General features: G+C 41.7%; 32 protein-coding genes. All 32 read right to left on the reverse strand.

Annotated elements, in window-relative coordinates; translation table 11 throughout:
• Nucleotides 1-8 precede the first annotated feature (8 nt).
• The gene (locus tag MW688_RS20085; protein ID WP_486737789.1) at nucleotides 9-452 is read right to left on the reverse strand and encodes a hypothetical protein; all 444 of its coding nucleotides are present in this window, start codon (nucleotides 450-452) and stop codon (nucleotides 9-11) included.
• Nucleotides 453-1,097: 645 nt separating this feature from the next.
• Nucleotides 1,098-2,210: a peptide chain release factor 1 gene (gene prfA, locus MW688_RS20090; RefSeq protein ID WP_486737790.1), complete on the reverse strand. Its 1,113-nt coding sequence runs from the start codon at nucleotides 2,208-2,210 to the stop codon at nucleotides 1,098-1,100.
• Nucleotides 2,211-2,309: 99 nt separating this feature from the next.
• On the reverse strand, nucleotides 2,310-2,567 hold the full coding sequence (gene rpmE, locus MW688_RS20095) for a 50S ribosomal protein L31 (protein WP_486737791.1): 258 nt from the start codon (nucleotides 2,565-2,567) through the stop codon (nucleotides 2,310-2,312).
• 39 nt (nucleotides 2,568-2,606) lie between these two features.
• On the reverse strand, nucleotides 2,607-3,020 hold the full coding sequence (rpsI, locus tag MW688_RS20100; protein WP_486737792.1) for a 30S ribosomal protein S9: 414 nt from the start codon (nucleotides 3,018-3,020) through the stop codon (nucleotides 2,607-2,609).
• A complete protein-coding gene (gene rplM, locus MW688_RS20105; protein ID WP_486737793.1) occupies nucleotides 3,020-3,475 on the reverse strand; it encodes a 50S ribosomal protein L13 in 456 nt (151 codons plus the stop codon). Before rplM ends, rpsI begins: the two co-directional genes overlap by 1 nt.
• 5 nt (nucleotides 3,476-3,480) lie before the next feature.
• Nucleotides 3,481-4,311, reverse strand: coding sequence for a tRNA pseudouridine(38-40) synthase TruA (truA, locus tag MW688_RS20110; protein ID WP_486737794.1), 831 nt, complete (start codon nucleotides 4,309-4,311; stop codon nucleotides 3,481-3,483).
• 18 nt (nucleotides 4,312-4,329) lie between these two features.
• Nucleotides 4,330-4,680, reverse strand: a complete 351-nt coding sequence (gene rplQ, locus MW688_RS20115; protein ID WP_486737795.1) for a 50S ribosomal protein L17 — start codon at nucleotides 4,678-4,680, stop codon at nucleotides 4,330-4,332.
• A 14-nt stretch (nucleotides 4,681-4,694) separates the two neighbouring features.
• Nucleotides 4,695-5,639, reverse strand: a complete 945-nt coding sequence (locus tag MW688_RS20120; RefSeq protein WP_486737796.1) for a DNA-directed RNA polymerase subunit alpha — start codon at nucleotides 5,637-5,639, stop codon at nucleotides 4,695-4,697.
• Nucleotides 5,640-6,103: 464 nt separating this feature from the next.
• Nucleotides 6,104-6,496, reverse strand: a complete 393-nt coding sequence (gene rpsK / locus MW688_RS20125; RefSeq protein ID WP_486737797.1) for a 30S ribosomal protein S11 — start codon at nucleotides 6,494-6,496, stop codon at nucleotides 6,104-6,106.
• 48 nt (nucleotides 6,497-6,544) lie between these two features.
• A complete protein-coding gene (gene rpsM, locus MW688_RS20130) occupies nucleotides 6,545-6,928 on the reverse strand; it encodes a 30S ribosomal protein S13 (RefSeq protein WP_486737798.1) in 384 nt (127 codons plus the stop codon).
• A 69-nt stretch (nucleotides 6,929-6,997) separates the two neighbouring features.
• Nucleotides 6,998-7,111, reverse strand: a complete 114-nt coding sequence (gene rpmJ / locus MW688_RS20135; RefSeq protein WP_486737799.1) for a 50S ribosomal protein L36 — start codon at nucleotides 7,109-7,111, stop codon at nucleotides 6,998-7,000.
• Nucleotides 7,112-7,211: 100 nt separating this feature from the next.
• Nucleotides 7,212-7,436, reverse strand: a complete 225-nt coding sequence (gene infA / locus MW688_RS20140) for a translation initiation factor IF-1 (RefSeq protein ID WP_486737800.1) — start codon at nucleotides 7,434-7,436, stop codon at nucleotides 7,212-7,214.
• Nucleotides 7,437-7,736: 300 nt separating this feature from the next.
• Nucleotides 7,737-8,333, reverse strand: a complete 597-nt coding sequence (locus tag MW688_RS20145; RefSeq protein WP_486737801.1) for an adenylate kinase — start codon at nucleotides 8,331-8,333, stop codon at nucleotides 7,737-7,739.
• Between the two features lie 177 nt (nucleotides 8,334-8,510).
• Entirely contained in the window at nucleotides 8,511-9,824 is a 1,314-nt protein-coding gene (gene secY, locus MW688_RS20150; RefSeq protein WP_486737802.1) for a preprotein translocase subunit SecY, read from the reverse strand.
• Entirely contained in the window at nucleotides 9,814-10,326 is a 513-nt protein-coding gene (gene rplO, locus MW688_RS20155; protein WP_486737803.1) for a 50S ribosomal protein L15, read from the reverse strand. Before rplO ends, secY begins: the two co-directional genes overlap by 11 nt.
• Before the next feature lie 22 nt (nucleotides 10,327-10,348).
• Nucleotides 10,349-10,864 carry a 30S ribosomal protein S5 gene (rpsE, locus tag MW688_RS20160; protein WP_486737804.1) on the reverse strand — a complete coding sequence of 172 codons (516 nt, stop codon included), beginning with the start codon at nucleotides 10,862-10,864 and terminating at the stop codon, nucleotides 10,349-10,351.
• A gap of 30 nt (nucleotides 10,865-10,894) precedes the next feature.
• Complete coding sequence (gene rplR, locus MW688_RS20165) at nucleotides 10,895-11,257, reverse strand: 50S ribosomal protein L18 (protein WP_486737805.1); 363 nt, start codon at nucleotides 11,255-11,257, stop codon at nucleotides 10,895-10,897.
• 2 nt (nucleotides 11,258-11,259) lie between these two features.
• A complete protein-coding gene (gene rplF, locus MW688_RS20170) occupies nucleotides 11,260-11,802 on the reverse strand; it encodes a 50S ribosomal protein L6 (protein WP_486737806.1) in 543 nt (180 codons plus the stop codon).
• Nucleotides 11,803-11,826: 24 nt separating this feature from the next.
• Nucleotides 11,827-12,228: a 30S ribosomal protein S8 gene (rpsH, locus tag MW688_RS20175; protein ID WP_486737807.1), complete on the reverse strand. Its 402-nt coding sequence runs from the start codon at nucleotides 12,226-12,228 to the stop codon at nucleotides 11,827-11,829.
• 34 nt (nucleotides 12,229-12,262) lie between these two features.
• The gene (gene rplE / locus MW688_RS20180; RefSeq protein WP_486737808.1) at nucleotides 12,263-12,808 is read right to left on the reverse strand and encodes a 50S ribosomal protein L5; all 546 of its coding nucleotides are present in this window, start codon (nucleotides 12,806-12,808) and stop codon (nucleotides 12,263-12,265) included.
• An 80-nt stretch (nucleotides 12,809-12,888) separates the two neighbouring features.
• Nucleotides 12,889-13,233 carry a 50S ribosomal protein L24 gene (gene rplX / locus MW688_RS20185; protein WP_486737809.1) on the reverse strand — a complete coding sequence of 115 codons (345 nt, stop codon included), beginning with the start codon at nucleotides 13,231-13,233 and terminating at the stop codon, nucleotides 12,889-12,891.
• A 1-nt stretch (nucleotide 13,234) separates the two neighbouring features.
• Complete coding sequence (rplN, locus tag MW688_RS20190; protein WP_486737810.1) at nucleotides 13,235-13,603, reverse strand: 50S ribosomal protein L14; 369 nt, start codon at nucleotides 13,601-13,603, stop codon at nucleotides 13,235-13,237.
• A 24-nt stretch (nucleotides 13,604-13,627) separates the two neighbouring features.
• A complete protein-coding gene (gene rpsQ / locus MW688_RS20195; RefSeq protein WP_486737811.1) occupies nucleotides 13,628-13,867 on the reverse strand; it encodes a 30S ribosomal protein S17 in 240 nt (79 codons plus the stop codon).
• On the reverse strand, nucleotides 13,867-14,103 hold the full coding sequence (gene rpmC, locus MW688_RS20200; RefSeq protein WP_486737812.1) for a 50S ribosomal protein L29: 237 nt from the start codon (nucleotides 14,101-14,103) through the stop codon (nucleotides 13,867-13,869). Before rpmC ends, rpsQ begins: the two co-directional genes overlap by 1 nt.
• Nucleotides 14,104-14,106: 3 nt before the next feature.
• Nucleotides 14,107-14,526, reverse strand: coding sequence for a 50S ribosomal protein L16 (rplP, locus tag MW688_RS20205; protein ID WP_486737813.1), 420 nt, complete (start codon nucleotides 14,524-14,526; stop codon nucleotides 14,107-14,109).
• 28 nt (nucleotides 14,527-14,554) lie between these two features.
• Nucleotides 14,555-15,292 carry a 30S ribosomal protein S3 gene (rpsC, locus tag MW688_RS20210; protein ID WP_486737814.1) on the reverse strand — a complete coding sequence of 246 codons (738 nt, stop codon included), beginning with the start codon at nucleotides 15,290-15,292 and terminating at the stop codon, nucleotides 14,555-14,557.
• Between the two features lie 13 nt (nucleotides 15,293-15,305).
• Nucleotides 15,306-15,665: a 50S ribosomal protein L22 gene (rplV, locus tag MW688_RS20215; protein ID WP_486737815.1), complete on the reverse strand. Its 360-nt coding sequence runs from the start codon at nucleotides 15,663-15,665 to the stop codon at nucleotides 15,306-15,308.
• 3 nt (nucleotides 15,666-15,668) lie between these two features.
• Nucleotides 15,669-15,950 (reverse strand): 30S ribosomal protein S19, encoded by a 282-nt coding sequence (gene rpsS / locus MW688_RS20220; RefSeq protein ID WP_486737816.1) that lies wholly within the window; start codon nucleotides 15,948-15,950, stop codon nucleotides 15,669-15,671.
• 39 nt (nucleotides 15,951-15,989) lie between these two features.
• The gene (gene rplB, locus MW688_RS20225; protein ID WP_486737817.1) at nucleotides 15,990-16,829 is read right to left on the reverse strand and encodes a 50S ribosomal protein L2; all 840 of its coding nucleotides are present in this window, start codon (nucleotides 16,827-16,829) and stop codon (nucleotides 15,990-15,992) included.
• A gap of 28 nt (nucleotides 16,830-16,857) precedes the next feature.
• Complete coding sequence (locus MW688_RS20230) at nucleotides 16,858-17,160, reverse strand: 50S ribosomal protein L23 (RefSeq protein WP_486737818.1); 303 nt, start codon at nucleotides 17,158-17,160, stop codon at nucleotides 16,858-16,860.
• Nucleotides 17,161-17,175: 15 nt separating this feature from the next.
• Nucleotides 17,176-17,808, reverse strand: coding sequence for a 50S ribosomal protein L4 (rplD, locus tag MW688_RS20235; RefSeq protein WP_486737819.1), 633 nt, complete (start codon nucleotides 17,806-17,808; stop codon nucleotides 17,176-17,178).
• A gap of 21 nt (nucleotides 17,809-17,829) precedes the next feature.
• Nucleotides 17,830-18,468: a 50S ribosomal protein L3 gene (gene rplC, locus MW688_RS20240; RefSeq protein WP_486737820.1), complete on the reverse strand. Its 639-nt coding sequence runs from the start codon at nucleotides 18,466-18,468 to the stop codon at nucleotides 17,830-17,832.
• Nucleotides 18,469-18,550 lie beyond the last annotated feature (82 nt).

Raw genomic sequence — 18,550 nt, forward strand, 5'->3', positions numbered from 1 at the left:
AATTCATACTATTTTAATAATCGAAGAACTGGTCTAATTAAAGCTTGTTGTTCAGCTAAATTACTAGCACCTCTTTTATTTAAAAGTTGCCAATAGATAGGTAAAGCTCTTTTTTTCCAAATCACAGCAATTACAAACACATTTTTATCTTTCCATTGGGTCCTATCAATAGTTATAATTAAACGAGAACCTATTTTAAACTCTTTATTAATAATAGATTTAATAATAGGAAACCACAACAAGGAAACACTTAATGCTCGCAAAACTAGAAAGCGTTGGATATGTTTTCTTCTACTTTCATAGAGAATTGGTAATGGAAAACAAGCGGCCAGCCTCTCTATTCTAACTTGTTTATGAACCATGAGTAACCACAACAAAATTCTTAAAGCTTCTATTTGTGTTTGGGTTAAATATTTGGTAAAATGAAATTCGTATTCTAATAAAATACTCATAAATTAATTAAAATCTATTGAAACAATCTGATTATTTTTATCATAAAATCAGGTTGTTTTTTCTTTGAGATTATGTTGGCTTTTAAATCAACTTTTTTTCAATGCTCTTTCCTACCATTCCTAAAAATACCCATTCTCAATAAGAGGGAAATTTTTTATTATTTTTTCAGCGATCGCGATAAACAAACCTCAATCTCCACAAGCTTTTCAACCACCCTGTCACCCCGTCAGATAACGTAATAAAACGGTTAACAGAGCGAGTTAGTAGAGTATCTCGAAATTATTTTATTGAATTGGTGGATAATTCTCGCCATAGTCTGATTAGTCGCGGCGAAATACTTCCGGTAACGAAATTACAAACATTTCGCACCGAAGCAAATGAGCAGAGTTTAATTCATTTGAAATTTTTTAGTCGAGATGAAGGGCGTTGCTGAATTAATCAAGGTTTGAGACATGTTGGCGATCGCTCTGCTAAAAGGGGATTAAATGATCGCTCTATTTGATAAATCATTAGAATTATCCTCTTTCTTGTCCTAACTGCCCTGGCGACTGCTATAGAAAAAATTTGAGGATTCTACTGTCTTTATCCAAGCCCTAGATTTAAAATCCAGAGCTTGGAGATAACCGCAGAAAGCCAGGTTTTTATTAATTCAAAGCTTCAGCAGTAGAGGGAGAAGAAGCCATGGCTTCGAGACGTTCTTGTTGGTCTTGACCTATACAAGCTTGAATTGTATCTTCGATACTTCCTTCTAAAAAGCGATCTAAACTAAAGTTTTGATTAAGACGATGGTCTGTCACCCTATTATCTTTATAGTTATAGGTACGAATCTTTTCAGAACGTGCCCCGGTACCAACTTGAGAGCGCCTCATAGAAGTAACCTCTGCCTGTTGTTCCTGTAACTTCATTTCATAGAGTTTAGCCCGGAGAATTTGCATAGCCCGTTCCCGGTTTTGCAGTTGCGATCGCTCTTCTGTGCAAAAGATTCTAATTCCGGTAGGTTTGTGGAACAAGTCTACTGCCGTTTCTACCTTGTTGACATTTTGTCCTCCTGCGCCTCCTGATCTAGCTGTAGATATTTCCACATCTTTAGCATCTATTTTTATTTCCACATCGTCTACTTCTGGCATTATCGCTACTGTTGCTGTAGAAGTATGTACTCTTCCCCCTGCCTCAGTTACTGGTACTCTTTGGACTCGATGTACTCCTGCTTCAAACTTCAGCTTACTGTAGACCATGTCGCCTTTTATTTCCAGGATTGCTTCTTTAAATCCGCCCATATCTGCTAGAGATTCACTCACGAGTTTTACTATCCAATTTTGAGTTTCTGCATAGCGTGAGTACATTCGTACTAAGTCTCCGGCCCAGATACTAGCTTCATCTCCTCCGGTACCCGCTCTAATTTCCAGCATAATATTTTTATCATCATTAGGATCCCGTGGTAGGAGTAGGATTTTGAGTTTTTTCTCCAGTTCTATGGTGGTTTCTTCCAACTCAGCTACTTCTAACTGAGCCATTTCTCTTAACTCTTGGTCTCCTCCCGATTCCTTAAGTACTTGTTTAGTACCTTGTAAATCTTTTTGCACTTGTTGCCACTGTTCAAAGGTATTCACTGTTTCTTCTAAAGAAGAACGTGCTTTAGCTACTTGTTGTAACTGTTCGGGATCTGTAGCTATATCAGGGTCTGCTAAGCGACGGGTTAACTCTTTATAGGTTTGTTCAACAGATTGTAATTTTTCTAGTAGATATTGTTCAGCCATAGTTTTTTCCTTTTTTTTGAATTAATGAAAATATAGTTATTTGAATATATAATTAACCCAGCAGAAACTCTACTGGGTTAATCAAGAATATGAAAGAAGCTATTTTTTAGAATCTTTAGCTGGTTTATCGCCTTTTTTGGAGCTACTGCCAAATAAGCCTTCGTATTTACGGTTAAAGCGGTCAACGCGACCTTCTGTATCAATGATTTTTTGAGTTCCTGTGTAAAAAGGGTGATTCCCGGACCAAATTTCCACATGAATTTCCGGTTGAGTGGAACCTACGGTCATCACGACTTCTCCGTCACAGATGACTTTAGCTTCTGGGTACCAAGTGGGGTGAATGTCTGGTTTTGGCATAATGACTCTTAATCTTATTATTCCTATCTTACTACTATTTTAACGTTTTGAGAATTGTGGTGCTTTACGAGCTTTATGAAGACCATATTTTTTACGTTCTTTAGCGCGAGGGTCGCGGGTTAAATAACCTTCAACTTTCAGAGGTTGACGGTTATCAGGGTCTAACTCACACAAAGCTCTTGCTACTCCTAGTTTAACAGCATCTGATTGACCTGTTAAGCCTCCACCATGGGCATTAACTAAGACATCATACTGATGTTCTAGACCTAAAGTTTCCAGGGGAGATTTAATTGATTGCAAATAGCTAGGAATACGATTAAAGTAGATTTCTCCTGACTTACCATTTACAGTAACTTCCCCAGTACCTGGTACTAAACGTACTCTAGCTACGGAAGATTTACGGCGACCTGTGCCCCAATAAACAACTCTATCTTGTGATTGTGTGCTTTGCATTAGTTACCTCCTGTGGGAATGGTTTGGATCTTTAAAACTTCGGGTTGTTGTGCTGAGTGAGGGTGTTGGTCTCCTTTGTAAACTTTGAGTTTTGTAAAAAGTTTACGTCCGAGGGAGTTTTTGGGGAGCATACCTTTTACGGCTTTTTCTATGATCCTTTCGGGGATACGATTTTGTAATTTAGCAAAGGTTTCAACTTTCATGCCTCCGGGGCGACCGGAGTGACGTCTATAGAGTTTTTGCTCTGCTTTGTTTCCGGTTACGACTACTTTTTCTGCATTGATTACAATCACGAAGTCACCAGTATCTATATGGGGGGTAAAACTAGGTTTATTTTTTCCTCGCAGAATCATGGCGATTTCTGTAGCAAGACGTCCTAATCGTTGGTCTGCCGCATCGACGACATACCATTTTCTCTCTATATTATCTACTGTGGGTAGGGGTGTTTTATTCATGGGCTTTATGTACTAATTTGGTTGAAATGAAAAAAGGGTTGGGTATCAAACCAAAGGTGATGGGGAAAGGGAAATTCTGGATAACCGACACGCAGCAGACAGAGTCCTTGAGCTGGTGCCGAGTATTTTACAGATTCTCGCTCTTGGTTTAACCAGATTTTTTGGAAGTTTTCCAAAGAGCGTAGACCTGTACCTACTTCTATCAGCATACCTACAAGCAGACGTACCATACCATACAAAAAACCTTGGGCTTGAATTTCGATATACACAAAGGTACCTTGACGGTAACAGTTAGCGGCGTGAACATCTACCCAGGAATGAGGGCGGGAGGAACCTGCCCTTTCAAAGGCGGAAAGTTCGTGTTTCCCAATTAGGGGTTCTAAAGCTGTATTAATTAACTTTTCATCGATGTGAGCATGGTAGTAGTGCCATACTAGGGGAGCAATGAATAGGTTAGGTAGCTTATCTGTGTAGATGGTATAGCGATAGCGGCGATAACTAGCACTGAAACGGGCGTGCCATGACTCTGGTACACTAGCCGAGGCTCTAATGAGGATGCCTTGGGGGAGTCTACCGTTTAAGATTGTAGCCCAGCGCTCTCCTGGTATTGGTGTTTCCTGGTCGAAGTGGGCTACTTGGGCGGCGGCGTGAACTCCGCTATCGGTTCTCCCAGCTCCGTGTAGTACAACTGCTTGCTCGGTTACCGAGGCGATCGCATCTTCTATAGCTGCTTGAATTGTGGGATGATTTGGCTGTCTTTGCCAGCCATGAAAATTAGTCCCCTGGTATTGTATTAACAGAGCTACTCTTTGTCTTGGTGTTTTTGTCCCTGTCAATTCCTCTTCTACTAGCTTTTATACTAGTTCAATGATGGCCATTTTCGCGTTATCGCCACGACGGTTTACTGTTCTTATAATGCGAGTGTACCCTCCATTACGGGTGCCGTAACGTTTGGGTGCTTCGGCAAACAGAACATGAACTAACTTCTTATCATACAGATAACCTATAGCTCTACGTCTAGCTGATACTGATCCCTCTTTAGCTAGGGTAATAATTCTATCTACTTCTGTGCGTACTGCTTTAGCACGGGCATGGGTTGTGGTTATTTGACCATGGCGAATTAGTTCTGTGGTTAGGTTTCTCAGCAGGGCTTTTCGCTGGTCTGCTGGCAAGCCTAATTGTGGAACCCTACATTTATGGCGCATTTTTTCCTCCTTAGTTATGCTTTACTAGTTTTTTCTTGGGGTAGTGTAATTCCCAATCTTTCTTGTAGTGCTTCTACTACTTCTTCTGCTGATTTTTGCCCAAAGTTTTTAATTTCCAAGAGGTCTTCTTGGGAGTAATCGAGCAAATCTGCTACTGAATTTATTTGAGCGCGTTTGAGACAGTTGTAAGCCCGCACGGATAGTTGTAGCTCTTCGATGGGTATTTGACTATTGGGGTTATCATCTGGAGTATATTCTGGCGTTTGCTCAATCAGAGTCAAATCTTTCAGGGGATTAAATAAATCGGTGATTATCCCTGCTGCTTGAGATAGGGCTTCTTCTGGTTTGATGCTACCGTTTGTCCATATTTCCATGGTTAGTTTATCTTTATCAAAGGAGCCATCTAAGCGACTATCATCAACGCGATAGTTAACTTTAGTCACTGGCATAAACACTGCATCAATTTGCAGAAAATCTATTGATGTGTGTTCTTTTTTGTTTTTTTCTCCTATTTGATAGCCTGTGCCTTTTTCTACATAGAACTCCATTTCTAGTTTGGCATTTTCTGCTAGAGTTGCTATATACTGATTAGGGTCTACTATCTCTATTTCTGATGGTACATCAAACTGCCCGGCTGTTACTGTTCCTGGCCCTGTAGCCAGTAAACGTCCTATTTGCGGCTCTTTTGTAAAGCTTTTTACCACAATTTCTTTCATATTCAGCATCAGCTCTAGCACATCTTCTCTTACCCCTTTTACGGTGGCAAATTCATGGTTAACTCCGGCTATTCTGATTGCTGTTACTGCGGCCCCTTCTAGATTGGATAATAATATCCTTCTCAGAGCATTGCCTATTGTGGTTCCTTGTCCTCTTTCTAAAGGCTCTAGGACAAATTTGCTATACTGATTTTGGTTCTTTACTGTTTTTGATTCTACACACTCAATCTGAAACTGCGTCATAGAATGATCTTCCTTAAGGTTTAAGCTAAAAAATAACGATATCAAGCAAGATTATTTTAGGCTACATTTCGGCTCCTAGTTTTCGGCTCTTCGAGATTTCTGACGAATATATTACCTGGCTTTTCTTACAAAACACACAATGGTAATTCTTTCATAACAATGGTGAAAGGCTTTCGTTGTCATCAGTCAAGACTTGCGACTTGTTAACCCTAACACCTCAGGTCAGATGAATTCAAGATTCAAAATTCACATCATTAGATAACCCTTAAGTCAGGGACTTAATCCCTGAGTGAGTGTTTCAAAATTCTTGCTCACAGACGGCGCTACCTAGGGCGACGATTTCTGCCGCCTAAATTCATCTGACCAGGGCAGGATGTTTACCTTTTTGTGCCCTTTTTTGGTTAATGAGTAAAATTTTTCCTCTCCGATTTCCTCTTGAATTAGAGTTTTTCAATTAAACTCTACTAAACTCTACGTCTCTTAGGTGGCCGACAGCCATTGTGAGGAATTGGGGTAACATCTCTTATCAAGGTTATTTCTAATCCTGAGCCTTGGAGAGCGCGAATCGCTGTTTCTCTCCCCGCTCCTGGACCACTAACCATTACTTCTACTTGACGCATTCCTTGTTCCATGGCACGGCGAGCTGCACTGTCTGCCGCTGTTTGGGCCGCAAAGGGTGTTCCTTTTTTGGCTCCTTTGAACCCACTAGACCCGGCTGATGCCCAGGATACTACTTCGCCATTGATGTCCGATATACTAACGATTGTATTGTTAAATGTTGATTGAATGTGAGCTACACCATTCGGTACATGACGTTTGTTTTTTTTGCCACTACTTTTTTTAGTTGGTCGAGCCATAGTTCTTCACTTAATTTTTGCTTAATTTTTTGGTTACAGTATTTGTGGTTATTTCTTAGCTGGTGCCTTTTTCTTACCTGCTACCGTTAATCTTCTGCCTCTTCTAGTACGGGCGTTAGTTCGAGTTCTCTGTCCTCTGACTGGTAGACCCATACGATGACGTCTACCTCGGTAGGTTCCTATATCTCCTAAACGCTTGATATTCATCGCTTCCCAACGTCTCAAATCTCCTTCGATTTGATAGTTGGCGTCAATATAGGAACGCAGGGCCGTTACATCTTCGTCTGCTAGGTCTCTAACTCTGGTGTCTGGATTGACCCCAGTTCCGGCGAGTATTTCTTGAGAACGCGATAGCCCAATCCCGTAGATGTAGGTAAGGGCTATCTCTACACGCTTATCCCTTGGTAGGTCTACACCTGCAATTCTTGCCACGCTTTTTCTCCCTCTTTTTTCTTTACTATACTACTAGATGTTTACTACTTGTTGCTTTGGTGTTTGTTTTTATCCCTGACGCTGTTTATGCTTGGGGTTGGTACAAATCACCATGACTCGGCCGCGTCGTTTAATTACACGGCACTTTTCACAAATTTTTTTTACAGATGGTCTTACTTTCATGCCTCATGCCTGGATTTTTGGCTATTCACACAAGCTATTTATTATAGCATTTTAAAGGTTTATGGTCAATTTATTATAACGAATTCTCCACTGTTTAGGGTTATTTTTGACGAAGACGATAGGTAATGCGGCCTTTACTCAAGTCATAGGGGGTGAGTTCGACTTTAACGCGATCGCCTGGTAAAATTTTGATGTAATTACGACGGATTTTCCCAGCGATATGTGCTAAAACATTAAAACCGTTGTCTAAATCCACCCTAAACATGGCGTTAGGTAAAGACTCGGTGACTGTACCTTCCATTTCGATTAAATCTTTTTTAGCCAAAGTGTTACTCCTATTTACTGTTAATATGTTATGCTGTTGGATACAAGTTGCTGGAAATTTATTTAAATCAAGATTACGAGATTAAAAGTAATAATTCACATAGTTATCTATATAAATTTTATCACTTAACAAATGTAACACCAAGTCTGGTCTTCACTCATCCCTCTGAGGGGGTGACAAGTTTGGTTGAATCCCCTTGAGAGAATTGTGAGTGAATATACCAGGAATAAAAAAAAAGAGGCTAAAGAGAAGAGATAAAATACAAATCTTCTCAATCAGACTGCTTAATGAGCGGTCAAATTAGGTTTTAGCCTCAGTATTATTAAAAAAATTAAGCTGGTTAGAGATAATTTGAGATATAGCTTGAGTCACCTCTTCTGGGGGTAAATTACCATTGACAGAGTAGAGATTCTCCTTTTCTTGATAATAGGCAATTACGGGGGCGGTTTGCTCGTGATAGACTTGGAGACGGCGACGGATAGTTTCCTCGTTATCATCTTTACGACCTCTTTGGAGGAGACGGTCTACTAAACTTTGTTCTGGTACTTCTAAATTAAGAGCTCCATCGACATGATGGTGGATTTCCGCCAATAAAGCATCAAGAAAGCGTGCTTGATTAACATTGCGAGGAAAACCATCAAGAATCCAACCAACTTGAGTATCGGCTTGGCTGAGGCGATCGCGAATCAAATCTAAAATCAACTCATCGGGTACTAATTCACCTTGGTCTACATAGGTTTTAGCCTTTTGACCGAGAGGAGTTTGATTAGCAATAGCTTGTCTCAATATATCTCCTGTGGAGATATGAGGTATTTTAAATGTATCTGCTAAAACTTGAGATTGAGTGCCTTTTCCTGCTCCTGGTGGTCCTAAGAATATCAATCCTGAATTACTCATTAATTTTTCCTTGTTTAATTTTACTTGCTACTTAACCGACTAAAAAGTAAGGATACAAGCCTGGTGGGCCTTCAGGGGTAATTGGCGAAAAACATGTATCCTTATTTTTTCTCAGAAGGCTTAGTAAACATTGGAGGAGTGGGGGAGGGGAGTGCTCTCCCACTGCCATTGGTGACTTCACTTTACCATACCTTCGTAACGTTGAGATATCACATAAGTTTGAATTTGTTTAGCGGTATCGATGGCGACACCTACTAAGATTAACAAAGAAGTTGCGCCAAACCCTCTAAAAGTTGGTACTCCGGTGACTCCCTCTACAAAAGTTGGTACGATAGCCACAAATCCCAAAAATATTGCTCCCAAGAAAGTCAGACGATTGAGCACACCTTCTAAATAGGCGCTAGTAGCTTTACCTGGGCGGATACCTGGGATACTGGTACCCATTTTCTTAAGATTTTGTGACATATCCACAGGATTACTGACCAAAGAGCTGTAAAAATAGCTAAAGAAGAGAATCAAAGACAAATACACAAGTACATAAACCCAAGTTCCTGGTCGCAGCTCTCGTTCTACTGTTCTTAGAGCTTGATTAACAAAGCCATCACCTTGAAAGAAACTCCCCAAAGAAGTCGGAATAACCAACAAAGCTGAAGCAAAGATAATCGGCATAACACCGCCTTGATTCAGACGTAGAGGTAGATAACTAGTTCTTTCTCGATAGAGTTTGCGTCCTACTTGTCGTTTAGCGGAAATGATAGGAATACGGCGAGTCCCTTCTTGAACAAAGACTATACCGACAATCATTACTAAAAACACTACCAAGAGTATAACTACTTGAGCGATGGATTCTTGACCGCCTTGTTGGGCAAATTGAATAGTTTGACCGAGAGTTCTGGGTAAAATTGCCACAATGTTAACAAAAATCAACAAAGAGGCCCCATTCCCGATACCTCGTTCTGTAATCAATTCAGAAATCCACATAACGAACATGGACCCGGCCGTTAGGGCGATAACCGTTTCAATTACAAACCAAATTCCTGGTGCTAGGGCGTAGTCACTCAGTAAACCTACAGTAATAGCTGTACTTTGGATTATTGCCCAAATTAGAGCAATTATGCGGGTAACTTGGGCAATTTTCCGTCTTCCGGCTTCACCTTCATTTTTCTGCAAATTTTCCAAAGATGGCAGAGCTGCGGTTAACAATTGGATAATGATGGAAGCATTAATAAACGGTAAAATTCCCAGAGCAAAAATACCTAAGGCGGATAAGCCTCCACCAGTAAAGATGTCTAAAAAGCCTAAACCTGGTACAGTTTGTAGAGCTGAGGCGAACTCAGCGCGATTAATCCCAGGTACAGGAATATAAATACCTAAACGAACTAAAATAAGTAAACCCACCGTAATTAGAACACGACTGCGAAGCCCTGCGGCTTGGGCCATTTGCATAAATGTTTCTTGGGCGGTGGGATTTTTATCACGACTAACTACCATTATTAGCTTCCTCTTCGGACTGTGCTTCTATTTTATCTTGAGTTGCACGTTGAGAACGGGTGACAATCTCCCAACTTCCTCCTGCCGCTTCAATTTTTTGTTTAGCTTGAGCTGTAAAAGCTGCGGCTTTAACATTGAGGGGAACATTTAATTCGCCTTCCCCGAGTATTTTCAGGGGGCCATCATTAGCGGTGACGATTCCCACTTCGAGTAGGGAATTTAAATTTACCTCAGTATTGGGAGCTAGGGAAGCTAATTTACCGACATTAATAATGGTGTGATAGGTGGGGTTAACGATAGGAAAATGCTTTAACTTGGGTATACGGCGGTAAAGAGGCATTTGACCCCCTTCAAATCCGGCTTTAGTACCTGTACCGGAGCGAGATTTTTGACCGCGCATACCAAAGCCACAACTAGCACCTTGACCGCCGGAGATACCTCTACCGACGCGCCGAGGACGCTTTTTAGAGCTTTTTTTGGGTGATATATTATTTAAACGCATTATTTTATAATTCCTCCTTTATTTAAGCGTAAATTTGTTCTAGGGGAATGCCTCGTTCTTGGGATACTTCTGAGAAACTGCGAATTTGTTCTAAGGCGTCGATGGTAGCTCTAGCGTTATTAAGGGGATTATCAGATCCTAGTTGCTTAGCGAGAATATTTTTGACTCCAGCTAGTTCTAAAACTGTTCTCACTGCTCCTCCGGCAATTACACCTGTACCTGGGGCAGCGGGACGAATCATCACTTTAGCTCCCCCAGCGATGCCTTTGGAAACGTGGGTTATGGAGTTAGTTTTGGTTAGGGATATTTCTATTAACTGTTTGCGTCCATCGGCAACGCCTTTGCGCACGGCGCCGATTACATCGCTGGCTTTACCAACCCCGACGCCTACTTGGCCTTTTTCATTACCAACTACGACCACGGCCCGGAAGCTGAGTTTTTTCCCCCCTTTAACTACTTTACTTACACGACGAATTTGAATAACTCTTTCTTGTAAGTTACTTTCTTTTTCTTTTTTGTTGTTACGACGTTTTTTCATCTGGAATATTTTCCTTGTTTTGAAATTTATTTAGAATTGCAGACCTGATTCGCGAGCCGCTTCGGCTAAAGCTTTGACTCGGCCATGGTATAGGTTACCACCACGGTCTAGTACTACTTTTTCTATGCCTTGGGCTAGGGCTTTTTCAGCTATTAGTTTGCCTACGGCGGCGGAAGCTTCTTGGTTACCTGTAGCTGTGAACTGATTTTTTACTTCTGGTTCTAGGGTTGAGGCGGCTACTAGGGTGTGCTGCTGGACATCGTCGATTACTTGAGCGTAGATATGAAAATTAGAACGAAATACCGCTAAACGGGGGCGTTCGGTGGTGCCTTGAATTTTTTTGCGGATGCGTCTGTGACGACGTTGAGTTTTTTGTTTACGAGATAGTTTCATAGTTATTTCTTACCTGTTTTTCCTGCTTTTAGTCTTATTTGTTCTCCTTTGTAGCGAATGCCTTTTCCTTTGTAGACTTCTGGAGGTCGCACGTCACGAATTTTAGAGGCGATATTACCTACAAGTTCTTTATCGATGCCTTCGAGGACAACTTCTGTGTTTCTTTCTTCTACGCCGACTTTGATGCCTGGAGGCATAGTCATTTCTACAGGTTTACTGTAGCCGACGTTAAGGGTTAGGTTGGAGCCTTGGGCTTGGGCACGATATCCTACTCCTTGGATTGTGAGACGTTTTTCAAAGCCTTTGGATACTCCTTCTACCATGTTAGCTACGAGGCTACGCACTAGGCCATGGCGTTCTCTAGAGGTACGGGAATCGTTGTCTGGAGTTACACAAATAGTTTCATCTATTTGTTCTAGTTTTACTCCTTCGGGCATTACTCTTTCTAAGCTGCCTTTACTCCCTTTGACTGTGATTTTTTGTCCGTCTATGGTTACTGTTACTCCTTTAGGGATTGTTACAGGACGTTTACCGATACGAGACATAAGTTATTTTCTCCTTTTGTAGTTTTACCAAACGTAACAGAGGATTTCACCACCAATACCTTGGCGTCTGGCTTCGCGATCGCTCATAATCCCGTGGGATGTGGAAATGATGGCGATGCCAATCCCTCCTAACACTCTAGGTAGTTCTTTGCGGTTACTATATACTCGTAAACCTGGTTTACTCACCCTTTGTAAGGTCCGAATAATTGGTTCTCCATTTCTTCTTTTGTAGCGCAAGGAAATTAATAGTTGTTTTTTTATTCCTTCTCCCACTTCTTCAAATCCTTCAATAAAACCTTCTTCTTGAAGAACTTTGGCAATACTGCGAGTCATTCTTGTTGTTGGTACCTGTGTACTAGTTTGTTTGACTAAACAAGCATTGCGAATGCGGGTTAACATATCTGAGATAGTATCGTTTGTTGCCATTATTGTGTTTTTACCCTCTTTCTTTGGCTCATTTTTAATTGTTGCGGAAGGGCATTCCCATTTCTCTTAGTAAGGCACGCCCTTCTTCGTCCGTGTTAGCGGTAGTAATAATTGATACATCCATGCCTCTAATTTGGTCAATAGCGTCGTAATCGATTTCTGGGAAGATTAGTTGTTCTCTTAAACCGAGGCTATAGTTACCGTGTCCATCGAAACTTTTGGGACTGATACCACGAAAGTCACGGATTCTTGGTAGTACAAGATTGATTAAACGATCTAAGAAGGCGTACATTCGCTCTGAACGCAATGTCACCATTACTCCTACAGGCATACCTTGACGAATTTTAAATCCGGCGATCGCTTTTCTCGCTCTAGTTACTACTGGTTTTTGTCCAGTAATAATTGTTAATTCCTTAATTGAGGATTCTAAAGCCTTGGCGTTTTGAGATGCTTCACCTAGACCACGGTTAACAGTGATTTTTACGACTTTAGGAACTTGATGGATATTGGTATAACCAAACTCTTCTTTGAGTTTAGGGACAATAGTTTCTGAGTAGGTTTGATAAAGTTTAGATGACATAGATAAAAAAGCTCCCTTGGTTAATTATTCCTGGGCTTGGTCAGGAAGTTTTAGGAATGAATTTAATTAATTAATCTTAGTTAATCAATTATTTCACCTGTTTTTTTGAGTTTGCGGACTTTGCGACCGTCTTCGTTGATAATGTAGTTAGCTCTGCTGGCTATTTTTTCTTTTTCTGAGTAAAGCATGACGTTGGAGCTATGAATTGGCCCTTCGTAGGTAGTAATTTGGCCTGTTTCCCCTTCTTGGCGGGGTTTGACGTGTTTGGTTTTGATGTTAACTCCTTTGATAACTACAGTGCTATCTTCTGGGAATGCCTGTAAGACTTCTCCTACTTTGCCTTTATCTCGTCCAGAAATTATTTGTACTGTGTCACCTTTTTTGATGTGCATTTTTTGGAATCGGCGTGGGGTTTTCTTAGCCATATTAGAGTACCTCCGGTGCGAGCGAGATAATTTTAGTAAAGTTTTTATCCCGTAGTTCCCGTGCTACTGGTCCAAAGATACGGGTACCACGGGGATTGCCTTCGTTGTTAATAATTACGGCGGCGTTATCGTCGAAACGAATAGTCATGCCACTATCACGACGTAGAGCTTTTTTAGTACGAACAACTACTGCTCTCACTACGTCAGATTTTTTTACGGCCATATTCGGGCGAGCATCTTTTACTACTGCTATAATAACATCGCCAATACTGGCGTAGCTAGTGTTACCAGTACTCAATACCCTAAGACACATTAACTTGCTGGCGCCGCTGTTATCGGCGACATTTAGATAGGTTTGCTGTTGAATCATTGCTGGAGTTTATTTACTTATTTATTAAATATTGATGATTTCACTGACTATCCAGCGCTTAGTGCGGCTGAGGGGACGAGTTTCACGAATCCGAACTCTATCACCTTCGTTGCAGCGATTTTCTGGGTCATGAGCTTTAAATTTTTTGGTTTTAACGACAATTTTGCCGTATTTGGGGTGGGGGGAGCGGTTTTCTACGGCAACAACTACGGTTTTATCCATTTTGTTGCTTACTACCATTCCCACTCTTTCTTTTACTGCCATTATTCACTATCCTCCTGTGTGGTGGGGGTTGTTTCTGGGTTGAGTTGCCGCTCTCTTTCTACGGTGAGGAGTTGACCGAGACGGTGACGCTTGTGTTTATATAGGTGAGTTTTTTCTAGGCGTCCTGTTACTTGTTCCAAACGTAGGTTAAAGAGTTCTTTTTTGATTTCGGCGATCGCTTCTGTAATTTCTTCGTCAGACATTTCTCTAACTTCTGCAATCCTAGGTAGGGGCATATTTTAAGTCTCCTCCTGTTCACGGGTAATAAACTTAACTTTTATCGGCAATTTTTGGGCTGCTAGACGCATAGCTTCTTGGGCTAATTCTTGGGATACGCCGCCAATCTCAAACATAATTCTGCCGGGTTTAACTACAGCTACCCAATATTCAGGGGCACCTTTACCGGATCCCATCCGGGTTTCTGCGGCTCTCATAGTTACGGGTTTGTCGGGGAAAATCCGAATCCAGATTTTACCACCTCTTCTGATGTAACGAGTCATGGCTCGACGTGCGGCTTCTATTTGGCGAGAGGTAATCCAAGCTGGTTCTGTTGCTTGCAGGGCGAATTCCCCAAAGTTTATTTGATTACCGCGCTGCGCCATGCCCTTCATACGTCCCCGCTGTTGTTTGCGGAATTTGGTTCTTTTTGGGCTTAACATGATTTTCTTTCTTTAGATTGGTTAATTTTTAATTATCTTCGGAGCGGTCTTCAAACTGCTGACGCCGTTTTTTGCGTTTGGGTGTGGGAGCTGGTGCTGAACTTAATAAGTCTTCTTGACCTGGAATAATTTCTCTTTTGAAAATCCAGACTTTAATCCCTAAAATCCCGTATATAGTAGAGGCAGTTCGATAGGCATAGTCGATATCGGCACGCAGGGTATGTAGGGGTACACGACCTTCTCTTACCCACTCAGTCCGGGCGATTTCTGCTCCGTTCAAACGACCACTGATGGAGATTTTGATGCCTTTTACTTCGGCTTTTTGTGCTCTTTGGAGGGCTTGGCGAACTACCCGACGAAATGAAACTCTTCGTTCTAGTTGTCTAGCGATTTCTTCGGCTACAAGTACGGCATCGGCGTCTACTTTACTTACTTCTATTACGTTGATGCGAATTTGGCGCTGACTGCCTAGCATTGCTTGTAAAGATGTACGTAGTTCATCGATACCGGAGCCGCCTTTGCCTACAACTACCCCGGGGCGAGCTGTATGAATCTCTAGGTCAACTTGGTCGGCTTTGCGTTCGATACGAATCAAGGAAATACCAGGATAATTACCTGCTTTTTGGAATTTTTGGTAAATAAAGTTTCTGATATCTCTATCTTCTTCTAATAGTTCTGGATATTGTTTCGCGCTGGCATACCAGCAAGACTGGTGGTCTTTGGTATAACCGAGACGAAACCCAACTGGATGTATCTTTTGTCCCACAAATATTTCCTCTTTACTCTTCTTCTAGTTCTGGAGCTACAGCAATTGTAATATGACACGTTGGCTTGCGAATTTGATAGGCTCTTCCCTGGGCTCGTGGACGATATCGTCTGAGACTGGGACCCCCATCGGCGTAAGCTTTGGACACAATCAATGAGGTTGGATCTATCCCTTCATTGTGTTCGGCGTTAGCTGCCGCTGAGCGCAAGACTTTGCGAATTGGTTCACAAGCTTTGTAGGGCATGAATTCGAGGATAATCAGGGCGTCGCTGTAGGTACGCCCACGAATTTGGTCTAATACTCGCCTTACTTTGTGAGGCGACATTCTCACGTAACGGGCGATCGCTTTTACTTCTTTTTCTGCTACTGCCATAATTTATTTACGACCTGCTTTTTTATCACTTTTGGCATGACTTCTAAATGTACGAGTTGGGGCAAACTCTCCTAATTTGTGCCCTACCATCTGTTCGGAGACGTATACGGGCACGTGTTGACGACCATTATGAACGGCTATAGTATGGCCAACCATATCCGGTATTATGGTTGAGGCTCTTGCCCAAGTTTTTATTACTTCTTTTTTGTTGTTTTCGTTGAGTTTTTCAACTTTGAGCATCAATTTATGGTCGATGTATGGACCTTTTTTCAAGGAACGACTCATGATTTTTTAACTCCTTGTTGGTTGTCTTTCAAGCTTTTTTTAACTTCTACCAGGATTACGACGGCGTACGATTTGAGCGTTACTCGGCTTTTTCTTCTTACGGGTTTTCTTCCCTAAGGCTGGTTTACCCCATGGACTTACTGGTGCATTACGACCAATGGGCGCTCTTCCTTCTCCACCTCCATGGGGGTGGTCTACTGGGTTCATCGCGCTCCCACGTACGTGGGGTCGTTTCCCTAGGTGACGAGTTTTCCCTGCTTTTCCTAGTTTGAGGTTTCTGGCTTCGATGTTACCAACTCGGCCAATGGTGGCATAACATTCTCTACGCACCATGCGCACTTCTTTAGAAGGTAGTTTTATAGTTACATAATCTCCTTCTTTGGCTACTAGTTGAGCTGAACCTCCAGCTGCTCTTACTATTTGCCCTCCACGTCCTGCTACTAATTCAATGTTATGAATTTCTGTACCTAGAGGTATTCTTTCTAAGGGTAGGGCATTTCCTATTTCAAAAGGAGCATCAGGGCCTGAAACTACTATATCTCCTACTTTGATACCTGCGGGAGCTATGATATAGCGTTTCTCGCCATCTTGGTAAAATAATAGAGCAATCCGAGCATTACGATTGGGATCGTATTCTATCGCTGCTACTTTTGCTGGAATATTATATTTATCACGACGAAAGTCTATCTGACGATATAGACGTTTATGCCCGCCACCACGATGGCGGGAGGTAATCACGCCGCGATTGTTTCGGCCTTTGGGGTTATGTTTATGTTTAGTTAAGGATTTTTCTGGTTTACTTTTGGTGATTTCCGAGAAATCGGAGGTTACTGCCTCGCGTCTTCCTGGTGTATATGGTCGATAGGAACGAACACCCATGATTTTAATCTCTTCTTAGTTTTACAGTTTAAACGTCTGGGAATAGTGGTATAGTTCCTCCTTCTTTGAGAGTTACTATCGCCCGCTTGTAATGAGGTTTATATCCCATAAATCTCCCTACCCGGCGCTTTTTGCGCGGTGGACGGTGAGTGTTTACTTTGATTACTTCTACCTCAAATAGGCTTTCTATTGCTGCTTTTATTTCCGGTTTCGTGGCTTTGATTGCTACATCAAAGACATATTTATTTTGTTCTAAAAGCAGGGTTGCTTTTTCTGTAACAATGGGTTTAATGATTAAGTCGGGAAGATCCCTTGCATTTATTTGACTCATTTTTTACTTGCCTAGCTATTGATATAGCTCCTGTATCTGTTCTAGAGCTTCTGGGGTTGTAATGATTTTGTCCGCTGCTAGTAAGTCTTGGATGTTAAGATTACTTGATTTAATCATTTTTAGATAATCTAGATTTCTAGCTGAAAGCGCTACATTATCACTTATTTCTGACAAAATTAACAATAATTTAGGTCTACCTTCAATTCCCCAGCGATTTAAAGCTGATACTAATTCTTTTGTTTTCGGCTGTGATAGTTGTTCGGCAAAGTTTTCTACGACAATTAAGTCTTCCCCTCGACTCACTAAGGCTGTTCTCAAGGCGATGCGACGTTCTTTTTTATTCATCTTGATTTGGAAATCTCTGGGTTTAGGCCCAAAGATTACCCCACCCCCTCGCCACAGGGGAGAACGAATCGATCCGGCACGGGCGCGTCCTGTGCCTTTTTGTCGCCAAGGTTTGCGACCTCCACCTCTTACTTCTGCTCTAGTTTTACTAGATGCAGTGCCCTGTCGAGCGTGGGCAAGTTGTCTCACTAAGGCTCTATGCACGATGTGTTCGGCATTTTCGGCCTTAGCTGTTTTTAACTCTAGGCTTTGCTCTTCTCCTACAGTTTCACCTTGCCAGTTTTTCACTACATAGTTGATCATGATTACAGTTGTTGTAATTGACTATTTGCCAACCTTATTGGCTGGGCTGATACTGATTAGTGTGCCTGCTTTACCGGGAATTGCTCCTTTTATCGCTAACACATTTTTTTCTGGGTCTACTATTACTATTTCTAGTTTTCTCACTGTGATTTGTTTGCCACCATAGCGTCCTGCCATCCTTTTTCCTGGGTAAATACGCCCCGGAGTTGTCCCAGCTCCCGTTGAACCTGGTAGACGGTGGTTTTTAGAACCGTGGCTCATTGAGCCTCGTTTGAAGTTATGGCGCTTTTGATATCCCGCAAAGCCTCTACCTATGGTATTGCCAGCTACATCTACTAACTCTCCCACTTTGAATAAGTCCGCTTTCAGGGCTTGACCGAGTTGATAGTCTGATGTATTCTCTACTCGATATTCTTTTAAGTGGCGCAAGGGCTTTGCTTCTGATTTTTTAAAATGCCCTAACTCTGGTTTGGTTAGTGCTTTTTCTTTTACTTCTTTGTAACCTATCTGAACTGAATCATATCCATCGGTGGATTTGGTCTTGATTTGCGTTACAATACATGGCCCAGCTTGTACAATCGTTACCGGAATTGCAGTTCCTGCCTCTTGGTTAAAGATTTGGGTCATGCCAAGCTTAGTGCCTAAGATGCCAATAGACACGGGTTTTATCCTTCTACTTGCTAGACAACATTTTTGCGGTTACTATTAATAAAATGTTTAGGGGCAGAATAAATTCAGGCTA

Source organism: Johannesbaptistia floridana, from assembly GCF_057440575.1.

Excerpts from the sequence above, each read along its gene's own strand:
- MW688_RS20085 (WP_486737789.1), bottom strand. The coding sequence starts at position 452 with ATGAGTATTTTATTAGAATACGAATTTCATTTTACCAAATATTTAACC.
- prfA (WP_486737790.1), bottom strand. The coding sequence starts at position 2,210 with ATGGCTGAACAATATCTACTAGAAAAATTACAATCTGTTGAACAAACC.
- rpmE (WP_486737791.1), bottom strand. The coding sequence starts at position 2,567 with ATGCCAAAACCAGACATTCACCCCACTTGGTACCCAGAAGCTAAAGTC.
- rpsI (WP_486737792.1), bottom strand. The coding sequence starts at position 3,020 with ATGCAAAGCACACAATCACAAGATAGAGTTGTTTATTGGGGCACAGGT.
- rplM (WP_486737793.1), bottom strand. The coding sequence starts at position 3,475 with ATGAATAAAACACCCCTACCCACAGTAGATAATATAGAGAGAAAATGG.
- rplQ (WP_486737795.1), bottom strand. The coding sequence starts at position 4,680 with ATGCGCCATAAATGTAGGGTTCCACAATTAGGCTTGCCAGCAGACCAG.
- MW688_RS20120 (WP_486737796.1), bottom strand. The coding sequence starts at position 5,639 with ATGACGCAGTTTCAGATTGAGTGTGTAGAATCAAAAACAGTAAAGAAC.
- rpsK (WP_486737797.1), bottom strand. The coding sequence starts at position 6,496 with ATGGCTCGACCAACTAAAAAAAGTAGTGGCAAAAAAAACAAACGTCAT.
- rpmJ (WP_486737799.1), bottom strand. The coding sequence starts at position 7,111 with ATGAAAGTAAGACCATCTGTAAAAAAAATTTGTGAAAAGTGCCGTGTA.
- MW688_RS20145 (WP_486737801.1), bottom strand. The coding sequence starts at position 8,333 with ATGAGTAATTCAGGATTGATATTCTTAGGACCACCAGGAGCAGGAAAA.
- secY (WP_486737802.1), bottom strand. The coding sequence starts at position 9,824 with ATGGTAGTTAGTCGTGATAAAAATCCCACCGCCCAAGAAACATTTATG.
- rplO (WP_486737803.1), bottom strand. The coding sequence starts at position 10,326 with ATGCGTTTAAATAATATATCACCCAAAAAAAGCTCTAAAAAGCGTCCT.
- rpsE (WP_486737804.1), bottom strand. The coding sequence starts at position 10,864 with ATGAAAAAACGTCGTAACAACAAAAAAGAAAAAGAAAGTAACTTACAA.
- rplR (WP_486737805.1), bottom strand. The coding sequence starts at position 11,257 with ATGAAACTATCTCGTAAACAAAAAACTCAACGTCGTCACAGACGCATC.
- rplF (WP_486737806.1), bottom strand. The coding sequence starts at position 11,802 with ATGTCTCGTATCGGTAAACGTCCTGTAACAATCCCTAAAGGAGTAACA.
- rpsH (WP_486737807.1), bottom strand. The coding sequence starts at position 12,228 with ATGGCAACAAACGATACTATCTCAGATATGTTAACCCGCATTCGCAAT.
- rplE (WP_486737808.1), bottom strand. The coding sequence starts at position 12,808 with ATGTCATCTAAACTTTATCAAACCTACTCAGAAACTATTGTCCCTAAA.
- rplX (WP_486737809.1), bottom strand. The coding sequence starts at position 13,233 with ATGGCTAAGAAAACCCCACGCCGATTCCAAAAAATGCACATCAAAAAA.
- rplN (WP_486737810.1), bottom strand. The coding sequence starts at position 13,603 with ATGATTCAACAGCAAACCTATCTAAATGTCGCCGATAACAGCGGCGCC.
- rpsQ (WP_486737811.1), bottom strand. The coding sequence starts at position 13,867 with ATGGCAGTAAAAGAAAGAGTGGGAATGGTAGTAAGCAACAAAATGGAT.
- rpmC (WP_486737812.1), bottom strand. The coding sequence starts at position 14,103 with ATGCCCCTACCTAGGATTGCAGAAGTTAGAGAAATGTCTGACGAAGAA.
- rplP (WP_486737813.1), bottom strand. The coding sequence starts at position 14,526 with ATGTTAAGCCCAAAAAGAACCAAATTCCGCAAACAACAGCGGGGACGT.
- rplV (WP_486737815.1), bottom strand. The coding sequence starts at position 15,665 with ATGGCAGTAGCAGAAAAAGAAGTAAAAGCGATCGCCCGTTACGTGAGA.
- rpsS (WP_486737816.1), bottom strand. The coding sequence starts at position 15,950 with ATGAGTCGTTCCTTGAAAAAAGGTCCATACATCGACCATAAATTGATG.
- rplB (WP_486737817.1), bottom strand. The coding sequence starts at position 16,829 with ATGGGTGTTCGTTCCTATCGACCATATACACCAGGAAGACGCGAGGCA.
- MW688_RS20230 (WP_486737818.1), bottom strand. The coding sequence starts at position 17,160 with ATGAGTCAAATAAATGCAAGGGATCTTCCCGACTTAATCATTAAACCC.
- rplD (WP_486737819.1), bottom strand. The coding sequence starts at position 17,808 with ATGATCAACTATGTAGTGAAAAACTGGCAAGGTGAAACTGTAGGAGAA.